The organism is Pseudoalteromonas sp. MM1 (assembly GCF_030296835.1).
In the GTDB taxonomy this organism is placed as follows: domain Bacteria; phylum Pseudomonadota; class Gammaproteobacteria; order Enterobacterales; family Alteromonadaceae; genus Pseudoalteromonas.
This window is the reverse complement of record NZ_AP027922.1, coordinates 779790-792203: the sequence shown is the minus strand read 5'-3', so window position 1 is coordinate 792203 and position 12414 is coordinate 779790. Positions and strand designations below refer to the sequence as shown.

The 12414-nt window shown below is 41.7% G+C and carries 11 protein-coding genes and 1 tRNA gene; 8 read left to right on the top strand and 4 right to left on the bottom strand.

What is annotated here, in order from left to right:
- The first annotated feature begins 19 nt into the window (after positions 1-19).
- From QUE46_RS03580 to QUE46_RS03565, 4 genes are all read left to right on the top strand, one after another.
- Complete coding sequence (locus QUE46_RS03580) at positions 20-487, top strand: DUF4405 domain-containing protein (RefSeq protein ID WP_286246240.1); 468 nt, start codon at positions 20-22, stop codon at positions 485-487.
- Positions 487-780 carry a hypothetical protein gene (locus tag QUE46_RS03575; protein WP_286246239.1) on the top strand — a complete coding sequence of 98 codons (294 nt, stop codon included), beginning with the start codon at positions 487-489 and terminating at the stop codon, positions 778-780. Before QUE46_RS03580 ends, QUE46_RS03575 begins: the two co-directional genes overlap by 1 nt.
- Before the next feature lie 78 nt (positions 781-858).
- Positions 859-1578, top strand: a complete 720-nt coding sequence (locus QUE46_RS03570) for a GDSL-type esterase/lipase family protein (protein ID WP_286246238.1) — start codon at positions 859-861, stop codon at positions 1576-1578.
- Entirely contained in the window at positions 1575-2348 is a 774-nt protein-coding gene (locus QUE46_RS03565; RefSeq protein WP_286246237.1) for a polysaccharide deacetylase family protein, read from the top strand. The genes QUE46_RS03570 and QUE46_RS03565 overlap by 4 nt, the downstream gene beginning before the upstream one ends.
- A gap of 209 nt (positions 2349-2557) precedes the next feature.
- On the opposite strand, the gene QUE46_RS03560 is transcribed toward QUE46_RS03565, so the two are convergent.
- Positions 2558-2642 (bottom strand) — tRNA-Leu (locus QUE46_RS03560).
- A 291-nt stretch (positions 2643-2933) separates the two neighbouring features.
- On the opposite strand from QUE46_RS03560, the gene QUE46_RS03555 reads away from it, so the two are divergent.
- Complete coding sequence (locus QUE46_RS03555; RefSeq protein WP_286246236.1) at positions 2934-3434, top strand: RDD family protein; 501 nt, start codon at positions 2934-2936, stop codon at positions 3432-3434.
- Between the two features lie 78 nt (positions 3435-3512).
- On the opposite strand, the gene lptG is transcribed toward QUE46_RS03555, so the two are convergent.
- Positions 3513-4580, bottom strand: coding sequence for an LPS export ABC transporter permease LptG (gene lptG, locus QUE46_RS03550; protein ID WP_286246235.1), 1068 nt, complete (start codon positions 4578-4580; stop codon positions 3513-3515).
- A complete protein-coding gene (gene lptF / locus QUE46_RS03545; protein WP_286246234.1) occupies positions 4577-5689 on the bottom strand; it encodes an LPS export ABC transporter permease LptF in 1113 nt (370 codons plus the stop codon). Before lptF ends, lptG begins: the two co-directional genes overlap by 4 nt.
- Before the next feature lie 308 nt (positions 5690-5997).
- Between lptF and pepA the strand changes: the two genes are divergently transcribed.
- The 3 genes from pepA (at position 5998) to QUE46_RS03530 (ending at position 11024) form a co-directional block, all read left to right on the top strand.
- Positions 5998-7509: a leucyl aminopeptidase gene (gene pepA / locus QUE46_RS03540; protein ID WP_286246233.1), complete on the top strand. Its 1512-nt coding sequence runs from the start codon at positions 5998-6000 to the stop codon at positions 7507-7509.
- Positions 7510-7670: 161 nt separating this feature from the next.
- Positions 7671-8117, top strand: coding sequence for a DNA polymerase III subunit chi (locus QUE46_RS03535; RefSeq protein ID WP_286246232.1), 447 nt, complete (start codon positions 7671-7673; stop codon positions 8115-8117).
- A 54-nt stretch (positions 8118-8171) separates the two neighbouring features.
- Positions 8172-11024, top strand: a complete 2853-nt coding sequence (locus tag QUE46_RS03530) for a valine--tRNA ligase (RefSeq protein ID WP_286246231.1) — start codon at positions 8172-8174, stop codon at positions 11022-11024.
- 111 nt (positions 11025-11135) lie between these two features.
- On the opposite strand, the gene QUE46_RS03525 is transcribed toward QUE46_RS03530, so the two are convergent.
- Positions 11136-12404: an outer membrane protein transport protein gene (locus QUE46_RS03525; RefSeq protein WP_286246230.1), complete on the bottom strand. Its 1269-nt coding sequence runs from the start codon at positions 12402-12404 to the stop codon at positions 11136-11138.
- Positions 12405-12414: the final 10 nt, after the last annotated feature.

Genomic DNA, 12414 nt, shown 5'->3' with positions numbered 1-12414 from the left:
AACTTTTTCAGGGTCAATAATGTCTGGTTGGAAACAAAACTTACAAAAGTTCCGTTATGTAATGGACACCTTACTGCTTATTAGCTTTATGCTAGTGAGTGCACCACAGGCCACGGGTGTGCCTTTGCACGAATGGTTTAGCCTATTTTTTATTATCCCTTTTGTTATTCACTTACTGCTGCACTGGGATTGGATAAAACGCAGCTTTAGCCGTTTATTTGCAAACATAACAGCACGCGAGCGCTTTAATATAGTGTGGGATTACCTGCTTTATATAATGATGTTATTAGTATTTGTGAGCGGCTTTTTAGTGTCGGTGGCTCTACTACCTGCACTTAATATTAGTTTAAACATTCAAGACTTTTGGTCAAAAATACATCACGATTCAGCCACATTTATTATGCCCATGTTAGGCGTACATTTAGCGCTTAACTTTTCTTGGATAGTAAAACTGACTAAACGTATGTTTGCCAAGAAGGCTAAATAATGAAACACCTAAAACAACAGTGGAAAACCCGCACCAGCATCGTGTTAGTTGTATCTATTTTAGTGAGCCTTTTGCTGGTTAGTTTAGAGCTTACCGACTGGGCTGCACAAGTAAACCAAAAAGGATACTCCCACGGTGCACCTGAAGGTGAAAAGCCGAAAATAGCCCCTATTTTGATGTACATTTTACCCTTTGTAAAAGAGCTCGTACTAATAGGCGTGCCGATGTTACTGACATTAGGAATTGCTAAACTATTAGGATTAATAAAAAGGGTGGTTAAAAACAAAGCCTGAATACGAATGCAACACGTATCAAAAACCGGCGTTTATAGATACATTATTAAATTAATATAGCTATAAGCGCAGGTTTTTATGAGTTATAAACCAAGTAATTACACACTGCAATACATCACTATTCTACTTGGCACACTAATTATAGGTGCTGTATTAATAAGCTTTAAAGCTAATGCCGAAAACGCAATTCCTTTTCAATCCCAATGGCTAAAGAACCACTATGCTGAGCGTATAGCTCATTTTAAGCTACAACCTTTACGCAAAGACGACATAGTATTTATTGGCGATAGCATTACTGAGCAGGGATTAAATTGGGCTATTAGATTTAACGACCTACGCGTAAGAAACCGCGGTATTAGTGGCGATATGACCTACGGTGTTTTAGCACGTTTGAACGAATTAAAAGCAGCCCCACCTAAAGCTATATTTTTAAAAATTGGCGTAAACGATATTTTTAATTACCATTATATAAAGCAAGTTAAAAACCTATCGTCGGTAAGTGAAAATATAGAAAAAATAGTGACTCAGCTCAATAACTCGCTTCCTAATACACAAATATATGTACAAAGTATTTTGCCCGATCATCGTGATTTTATAACGCAAATGGCGCAAACAGCTAACCAGCAAATTAAAGCAATTAAGCACGCAAAATTTACCTACATAGACTTACACCCCGTATTTTTAAGCCCACAAGGCACGCTTAATGAAACGCTAACTACCGATGGCACCCATTTAAACAAGGCAGGCTATGATCTTTGGGCTAAGCAACTTGCACCAATAATGAAAAGCTTAAAATGAAGAGTTTATTAATTGCCATATTAATGGCGGCAACCTTTACCTGTGCAGCCAGTAAAGGGCCTGTAAAAAGCTACCCTAACGGCGCCACTAAAGCTGTTATTTTTAGTTACGACGATGGCGTTACACAAGACAGAAAACTCGTGGCACTATTTAATAAGTACCAGGTTGTTGGTACGTTTAATTTAAACTCAGGTTTATTTGCTAAAAAACTACCGTGGATGAAAACCTTTACCGGTAAAGAAGGCGAATATATAAAACAAAGTGAAGTAAAAGCGCTTTATAAAGGCCATGAAATAGCAAGCCACAGTTACTCACACCCAGGCTTTGCGGGCTTAGATACAACAGAGATAAAATTACAATTAGCCCGCGATAAGCAAATTTTATCAGCTATTAAAGGCAGCCCTGTGCACTCATTTGCATACCCTTTAGGCTCTTACGATAAAGCCGCTATGAAATTAGTAAAGCAAGCGGGCTTTACTAATGCCCGAACAGTAAACAACACCCTTAATTTTAAACTCCCTACCAACACCATGGCGTGGAACCCAACCGTTCACCACTCAAACGCAATGCCGTTAATTGAGCAATATATTGCGCTTAAAAGCAATGAACTCACTGTAATGATGATTTGGGGTCATTCATGGGAGTTTGACAAAAACGCAGTAAATAACAACTGGGATTACGCCGAGCAGCTTATTCAAACACTCTCAAATAAAGATGATATTTGGTATGTATCGGCTGGAGAGTTCATCGCATTTTTAGAAGGTAAGTAAGCTTGAAAAGCGCTAAATATGGCTCGTGAAAACACACTTAAATGTAATAAGAGTATTTAATTCATCCCCGAAGCAGTGTCCATCGTTCATCCATGAACTCACTTTGAGTAACTGATACTAGTGCCACTTTGCGTAGCGCTCAAGTCCGCCCCAACACAAATTTCAGACATAAAAAAACCTCTGCTAAAACTAGCAGAGGTTATAAAAAGTGGTACCAGCGGCCGGGCTCGAACCGGCACGCCTTTCGGCAGGGGATTTTGAATCCCCCATGTATACCAATTTCATCACGCTGGCATCATTTTTCTTTAACCTTCTAAACACGAGAAGATAAAGAAAAACCACTTTAGAGCTAAGGATTATTTATGTACCTTCGTCTCTATGCCAAGCATTATACAAACAATAGGGTTAGCAGCAAGCCTTTTATGACATTAGCCCGATCAACCGCTTAACATTTAGGCAACCCCAATAATTATAATTAACTGCTTAGCCCTTAAATATACAAAATAATAGCGCTAAACTATAGCGCTTAGTATTTGTAAGCTTTTTTGCTAAACTAGCGCGCATATTAATAGTGAGAGTATATTTATGTCGGGTGAGTTTCCACGTGCTGGGTTTTGGCGCCGTTTTGCGTCGTTAGTTTATGATACGTTAGCCATTATTGCATTTGCTATGTTAACGGTAGTGCTCTATTTATTTGCCGTACAAGGGTTTATTATCCTTGATGTTATTAGCTTAAATGGCGCTGAAGATGTATCGGCACTTATTCAAGACTCATTGCTGCTATCGAGTATTCGAAGCGCCCTACTTGTTATTGTTACCTTAGTATTTTTTGGCTATTTTTGGACAAAAAGCGGACAAACTATTGGCATGCGCGCATGGCGTTTAAAAGTACAAACTAATGAAGGAAGCTTAATTAGTTGGCCGCAGTCTATTGTTCGCAGCTTAAGTGCACTGCTTGGCTTAGGTAACCTTGTGGTATTAATTGATTTTAAAAACAAAAAAGCGCTACAAGACTATGTCTCAAAAACTGAGGTTATTACCCTTACTAAAGAAGAAAATAAACGTATTTACCGCGAGCTTGATTAGTACTAATTAAAGTAATTAAAAACCAAAAAAGGTGACCATAGGTCACCTTTTTTAGTATTAAATAAGCGCTTATAACGGCTATACCCGTTTATTCATCATGTACGTAGCAAAGCCTATGAATAGTATACTTGGCAGCACCGCACCTATAATAGCGGGTATTTGATAAACCATTACCACAGGACCAAATATCTCATTTGTTAAATGAAACACAATTCCCGTTACTACACCCATAATAATACGTGCTCCCATAGTAACGGTACGTAAAGGGCCAAATATAAACGACAATGCAACCAGCAGCATAACGGCAACAGACACTGGCTGCATTAACTTACGCCACAAGGCTAGTTCATAGGTGCTAGTATCTTGCTCATTTTGCTGTAAATACCCTAAGTATGACCAAAGCCCAGTAAAAGAAAGTGACTCCGGTTTTACCGATACAACGCCAAGCTTTTCGCCCGTTAACTGCGAGGGATAAAACTCTTCATCAACGTGCTCACTGCTTATTTGCTCATCACTAATATGAACCTTATTTACATCGCGTAATAGCCAGCCTTCATCACGGCCAATGGCCACTTTAGCTTTGGTAATTTGAGTTAAATCGAGTGACTTGTCAAAGTGATACATATGTACACCGTTTAAGCGGCCACTTTGATCTACATCTTCAATATTAATAAAGTTGTTGCCATCTTTAGCCCATACACCTTTTTGCGCATTAAATACATCGCCACCATGGATGGCTTGATTACGCATTTCTTTGGCGTGTTGTTGCGCCTCTGGTGCGCCCCACTCGCCAAGAGCCATCATACATAGGGCCATAACCACCGCGGTTTTCATTACCGAACCTATAATTTGCAAGCGCGACATTCCTGCAGCTTGCATTACCACCAGCTCACTATTTGAAGCCAGTGCACCTAAGCCTGTTAAACCACCAATAAGCGCGGCCATAGGGAAGAATATAACTAAATCCCCCGGCATGCTGTAAAAGGTGTAAAGCATTGCGGTCATTAAATCGTAGCTGCCCCGACCAACCGACTTTAGCTGATCAATAAACTTAATTAATGTGCTAATACCTACTAACACCAGCAAAGCAAACCCTGTGGTTTGTAAAATGCTGCGGCCTAAGTACCAATCGAGTGTTTTCATCATGCGCTTAACTCCCGTTTAGTTACAACAGCTTTAAGCCATGCACCCAGAGGACGCCCTTTTATAATTAATAAACCACCTATAAATAAAGCGCTTAAGTGAATCCACCATAAACCAATTGAAGGCGGTATTTTGCCATCTTCTACGGCAAATTTTGCAGCATTGAGTAAAATAAAATAACCTAAGTACAGGCTAATGGCTGGCACTAATTTAGCAAATTTACCTTGGCGCGGATTGACCACACTCAGCGGCACCGCTATTAAGGTTAGTAACGGAATAGAAAGCGGTATTGCAATACGCCACTGCCACTGAGCTATAGACTCAGAGGTGTTAAGAGGTAATAGTTGATTAGTGGGGATTGCCTCTAATTTACGGCGTTGATGCTCTATTTCTTGCTCGCGTATTTGTACGCTATAGCCATCAAACTGCGTTAAATTAAGGGCCGGTGTTTTGCCATCGGTTTCGTAGCGTTTACCATCGGTAAGCACTAATTGTTGCTCACCATTTACCGCCTCTACCACTACGCCTTGCTCAGCATAAACTAAACGCGCTAAATCGTCTGTTTCGGTATCCGGAAGTTGTGCTACAAATACTTTGTTAAGCTCTTTACCGCCGTTTTCAATGTTGTGAATAAACACCACGGCTTTTTCATTACCGGTTTGTTGAAAACGCCCAGCCCTTAAAGCTGATAAACCTGCATCGGCTTTGGCTTGCTCTTTTAATTGGTATTCTTGCTCACTCGCCCATGGCGCAAGATACATGGTGAGAGAGGCTGCTAATATAGCCAACCCCACACTCGAAATTAAAGTAACGCGTACCACATACCATTCACTCACCCCACAGGCTTTAAGAACGGTCATTTCGCTGTCGGCGTAAATGCGGCTGTAGGCTAAAATAATACCCAAAAATATACTCAAAGGCAGGATCAGCGACGCTAATTGCGGCAACTTCAGCGCAATCATCGATAATACTAATTTGGCAGGAATGCTCCCTTCTGAGGCATCACTTAAAATAACCACAAACTTTTGTGACACAAAAATGGTCATTAAAGTTAAAAATACGGCGACCTGCGATTTTAAAACCTCAGCGGTCAAATAACGAAAAATAAGCAATGCTCGCCCCTGTTAAACATAGAATTTCACAACAATAGTGATAATTTGATAATAAAGTAGCTATTTTACTCAGTTTTATCTGGTAAATAAGTCGTTATTATAAGCTAACAAAATTAATTATCCTACCTAAGTGCACGATATATTGTTGCATTAGTAGCCCTTAAACATATAAAGTTCAATTACACAGTAAGAGTCAGAAAAAATCAGCTAAAATTAAGATTATCCCTACATAAGTTACGTAGCTAAGACTAGATTTTATTTTTTTAGCCCCTATTAATAACGTATATGACTCACAACCAGGAGTAACAATGGAATTTAACGTAAAAAGTGGTAGCCCAGAAAAACAACGTAGCGCGTGTATCGTCGTTGGCGTTTACGAACCACGTAGGTTATCCCCCATTGGTGAACAACTCGATAAAATCAGCGATGGTTATATCTCAAATTTACTACGCCGTGGCGATTTAGAAGGTAAGCCGGGGCAAGTTTTATTATTGCATCATGTACCTAACGTTTTAAGCGAGCGCGTATTGCTTGTTGGCTGTGGTAAAGAGCGCGAGCTTGATGATAAGCAATATAAGCAAATAATTTCTAAAACAATTAATACCTTAAACGAAACAGGCTCAATGGAAGCGGTGTGCTTTTTAACCGAGCAACATGTTAAAGGTCGTGATACCTACTGGAAGGTTCGCCAAGCGGTAGAAACAACACAAGATTGCCTATACACATTTAACCAGCTAAAAAGCAAAAAAGTAGACCCTCGTCGTCCACTTCGTAAAATTGTGTTTAACGTACCAACGCGTCGCGAGCTAACCATTGGTGAAAGCGCTATTGAGCATGGTTTAGCCATTGCCGCAGGAAGTAAGCTATGTAAAGACGTAGCCAACATGCCACCTAACATTTGTAATCCTGCTTATTTAGGCGAACAAGCGCAAGAGCTAGCTAACAATTTTGACAATATCACCGTTGACATTATTGGCGAAGAAAAAATGGCCGAACTAGGTATGAACTCGTACTTAGCGGTTGGTCGTGGTAGTGATAACGAGTCGGTAATGTCGATTATTAACTACAAAGGTGCAGCCGATGACCAAGCCCAAATTGTACTGGTAGGTAAAGGTTTAACGTTTGACTCAGGCGGTATTTCACTCAAACCTGGCGAAGCCATGGATGAAATGAAATACGACATGGGTGGCGCTGCTGGTGTTATTGGCGCTATGCGTGCATTAGCACAAATGCAGCTACCTATTAACGTGATTGGTGTGTTAGCCGGCTGTGAAAACATGCCAAGCTCTAACGCGTATCGCCCAGGTGATATTTTAACAACCATGTCGGGGCAAACCGTTGAAGTACTTAATACTGATGCAGAAGGCCGCTTAGTATTGTGTGATGCACTCACTTATGTTGAGCGCTTTGACCCAGATACAGTGATTGACGTTGCAACACTTACAGGCGCATGTATTGTTGCTCTTGGTGCACATGCTACAGGTTTACTATCAAACCATAACCCACTTGCGCATGACTTATTAAAAGCGTCTGAGCAAAGCGGCGACCGTGCATGGCAGTTACCGCTGTGGGATGACTATCAAGATCAACTAGATAGCCCATTTGCCGATTTTACAAACTTAGGTGGGCGCTCTGCAGGTACTATTACCGCAGCGTGTTTTTTATCTAAGTTTACTAAAAAGTATAACTGGGCTCATTTAGATGTAGCCGGTACCGCGTGGCGCAGTGGCGCTAAAAAAGGCGCAACGGGCCGCCCTGTTCCTATGCTTACTCAGTATTTATTAAACCGCGCTGGCGTTAGCGAAGCCGCGCACGATTAATAACTTACAAAGCTTGTATTAAGGCGCCGTTTGGCGCCTTTTTTATTGCTGTAATTATCTGTGTATTAATTGAAGCAAACCCCGTTATATGGCAAAATCGGCCTCTTAATTTATGTGTATCAACTATGTACACATTCAATGTCATGGGAAACCCCGATACAATGAACATCAATGCCCAATTTTTCGTTCTAAAGCAACCAGATGAGTCTAAAGCGAAGGCTGATGATCATTTTGCTTTAGCAGCTCAAATTGCCGCAGAGCAGTATCGATTAGGGAATCGTGTGTTTATTTTTGTTGATAACGAGCACACCGCCTATGCCATTGACGAAACCATTTGGGCATTTGATCCCGACAGTTTTGTGCCGCATAACCTGCAAGGCGAAGGCCCTAAAGCCGGCGCACCAGTAGAAATAGGCACCACGCCTCCTGTTGGCAAACGTAACGTTTTAATTAACTTAGCTAATAACCTGCCTGATTTTATTAGGCGTTTTAGCCAAGTTTTTGATTTTGTACCAGTAGAGTCTGTAGCTAAGCAAGCCGCTCGTGAGCGCTTTAAAAAGCTGCGCCAACTTGGTGCCAATATCAGCACGCAAGAGATTAATAGCTAGCCACATAGGCAAAGCTAACCAACTAATTTAAGTACTTATTTAAGGTTCTGTGTAATGGATAAAACCTACAATCCGCAAGATATTGAACAGTCGCTATACCAAGACTGGGAACAAAAAGGCTACTTTAAGCCATCTGGCCAAGGCACCCCATATTCAATTATGATCCCGCCGCCAAATGTCACCGGTAGCTTACACATGGGCCACGCCTTCCAAGATACAATAATGGATACCCTAACGCGTTTTAAGCGTATGCAAGGTAACAACACATTATGGCAAGTAGGTACTGACCATGCAGGTATTGCAACGCAAATGTTGGTTGAGCGTAAACTGCATGCAGAAGAAGGTAAAACACGTCACGATTTAGGCCGCGAAGATTTTATTAATAAAATTTGGGAATGGAAAAACGAATCGGGCGGCACAATTACTAAGCAGCTTCGTCGCCTTGGTGCATCGGTTGATTGGGACCGTGAACGCTTTACGATGGACGATGGCTTATCTGAAGCGGTTAAAGAAGTATTTGTTCGTCTGCACAAAGAAAACCTAATTTACCGTGGTAAGCGCCTAGTAAACTGGGATCCAAAACTACACACGGCTATTTCTGACCTTGAAGTTGAAAACAAAGAAAAACAAGGCCACATGTGGAACCTACGTTACCCACTAGCTGATGGCGTTAAAACACAAGACGGCAAAGACTACATTGTTGTAGCAACAACTCGTCCAGAAACCATGCTAGGTGATTCAGGTGTTGCAGTAAACCCAGACGACGAGCGCTACCAGGACCTAATCGGTAAAGAGATTTTACTGCCTATAGTAAACCGTCGTATCACAATTGTTGCCGATGAACATGCCGATAAAGACAAAGGCACAGGTTGTGTAAAAATAACCCCTGCGCATGATTTTAACGATAACGAAGTTGGCAAGCGTCATAAAATGCCAATGATCAATATTTTCGATAAAAACGCAGCTATTCTTAGCCAAGGTGAAACATACACCTTTGACGGTAAAGAGCTTGCGTTTGATGCGCCAATTCCTGAGCGTTTACATGGCCTTGACCGCTTTGACGCACGTAAAGCTATTGTGGCCGAATTTGAAGAGCTTGGGCTTTTAGAAAAAATTGAAGATCATGGCCTTACTGTTCCTTACGGCGACCGCTCTGGTGTGGTCATTGAGCCACTACTTACCGACCAATGGTATGTACGTGTTGCGCCACTTGCTGAACCTGCAAAAGATGCAGTTAAAAACGGCGACATTCAATTTGTACCTAAACAGTACGAGAACATGTACTTCTCGTGGATGAACGACGTACAAGATTGGTGTATTTCACGCCAGCTTTGGTGGGGTCACCGTATTCCAGCTTGGTACGACAGCGAAGGCAACGTATACGTTGGCCGCGATGAAGCCGAAGTTCGCCGCGACAATAATATTGCAGATAGCGTAGCACTAAGCCAAGACGAAGACGTACTTGATACCTGGTTCTCGTCAGCGCTTTGGACTTTTTCAACCCAAGGTTGGCCAGAAAACACGGATGATTTAAAAACCTTCCACCCGTCTGACGTGTTGGTAACGGGTTTTGATATTATTTTCTTCTGGGTTGCGCGCATGATTATGATGACGCTGCACTTTATAAAAGACGAAAACGGTAAACCACAAGTACCATTTAAAACCGTGTATGTAACGGGCCTGATACGTGACGATAACGGCGATAAAATGTCTAAGTCAAAAGGTAACGTACTTGACCCACTGGACATGATTGACGGCATTGAGCTTGAAGATTTAGTACAAAAACGTACTGGCAACATGATGCAGCCTAAACTTGCCGCTAAAATTGAAAAAGACACACGTAAGGTTTTCGCAAATGGTATTGAAGCACACGGTACCGATGCGCTTCGCTTTACCCTTGCAGCAATGGCATCAACCGGTCGTGATATAAACTGGGATATGAACCGTCTTGAAGGTTACCGTAACTTCTGTAATAAACTATGGAACGCGAGCCGTTACGTATTGATGAACACAGAAGAGCAAGATTGTGGCTTCAACGATGCTGAAAAAGAGCTCTCGTTAGCTGATCGCTGGATATTAGGTCAATTTGAAGCAACAGTTAAAACGTACACCGAACACCTTGATAACTACCGCTTTGATTTAGCGGCTAATACACTTTACGAATTCACTTGGAACCAGTTCTGTGACTGGTACTTAGAGCTCACTAAGCCGGTATTATTTAAAGGCAATGAAGCACAGCAACGCGGTACGCGTAATACGCTAATTACCGTACTTGAGAGCCTACTGCGCTTAATGCACCCAATGATGCCATACATTACCGAAACTATTTGGCAGCGCGTTGCACCACTTGCAGGGCTTGAAACAACAGGCACCAGTATTATGGTACAGGGCTTCCCTGTTTATAATGAAGCAAACGTTGATGCACAAGCGATGGATGACTTAGAGTGGGTTAAGCAATTCATTTTAGCAATCCGTGTTATTCGTGGTGAGATGGATATTAGCCCAAGTAAGCCACTTAACGTGTTGCTGGCTAATGCATCAAGTGATGACGTGCGCCGTATTAACGAGAACGAGTCATTTATTGCCTCGCTTGCTAAACTTGAATCTTTCACCCTGCTTGAAAACAAAGACGACGCACCCGCATGTGCAACCTCTTATGTTGGCAACCTTGAAATTATGATCCCTATGGCGGGCTTAATTGATGTTGAAGCCGAGCTTGCTCGTATTAACAAGCAACTCGAAAAAGCAGAAAAAGGCCTAGCCCAAGTGCAAAATAAACTAGCAAACGAAAAGTTTGTAAATAACGCACCTGAAGCCGTACTTGCAAAAGAAAATGCTAAATTAGCTGAATTCACTGATGCTAAAACCAAGCTACTTGAGCAAAAAACTAAAATAGAAAGCTTATAAGCTTTCATAAGAATACCTATTAACACTATTTAATAGGTATTAAAAAAGCCGCTCACTGTTAAAGTGAGCGGCTTTTTTGTGCCTTGCGATTAACCACAAGGCATAACTACATTAAAATTTGTAGTTGTACTGAGCACCAATTACAACAGCATGGCCTTTTGACTCAAAGCCCCATTGGCTGCCTGAATCATCAGTTTCAGTAAAGTTCTGTGTTTTACCACGAACAACACTTACACCTAAATCAACATTTGATTGCGTATCGATTGCGTAGTTACCACCTACCGAGAACCAAAAGCGATCTGTATCTGGGATAGAGATAGAAAGATGCGTTTGTGATACTGGCGACTCATCAAACGCTACACCTGCACGAAGAAGTAAGTCTTCGTTGTATTGGTAATCAGCACCGATAGAGTAACGGAATGCATCATCAAACTGTTCTTGCTTTTCAAATGCAACAAACTTGTCGCCAGTAGGCGCTGTTACTTGCGCTTCTAACGATTCAAAACTGCTCCAGCCTGTCCATAATACACTGTAGTGAACGCCTAGTTTTTCATCTAGCTGGTGTGAGCCAGAAAATTCAGCAATAGCAGGTAAAGTCAGCTCTACAGAGCCCGGTAGTTTTGCACCGCCAGTGCCGCCTGCAGCTACTGGTAAATCATTAGAGAAGTCACCTTCAAATGTAATATCTGTTTCGCTGCGGTAGTTAAAACCAAAGCGGCTGTTTTCGTCTAATTGGTACATTAAGCCCACATTTAAGCCTAGGCCGGTGTCATCACCTTGAAGGTTTACTGCATCTGCACCAAAATCAATACCACTTGCATTAGCGCCTACTTTACGAATTACCGTTGCATCAGCATAAATATAGTTTAAGCCAACACCAAAGCTAAATTGCTCTGTTACTTTGTATGCAACGCTTGCATTAAAGTTAACGGTCAAAATTTCTGTTTCACCAGCAATTTGGCCCGCTACGTAGTCATCGTTAAATTCTGTAGATAAACCAAAATTAGAAAACGCACCAAAACCTACCGATACTTTATCGTTGTAAGGCATAGTAAAGTAAGCTGCTGGTACCACAGCGCTTGGCGCAATGCTATCGTCATCTAACGCACTTGGGTCTATACCGTTGTTAGTAGACTCACCTTCAATGCTTACATCTGGTACTACACCGATAGCTGCAACACTTAATTGCTTATCTTTAAAAAGCGTCATTAAAGCTGGGTTACGAGCAACAACTGACGCGTCGTCAGCGATAGATGCTTCACCGGCGTATGCGCGGCCAAGGCCTGATGCGTTTTGCTCAGCTAACTGAAACGCAGCAGCAAATGTATCTGCAGATACTAACGCAAGCGAAGCTGCGATTAGAGTTTTAGTAAATTTCATTGTTAAGTCC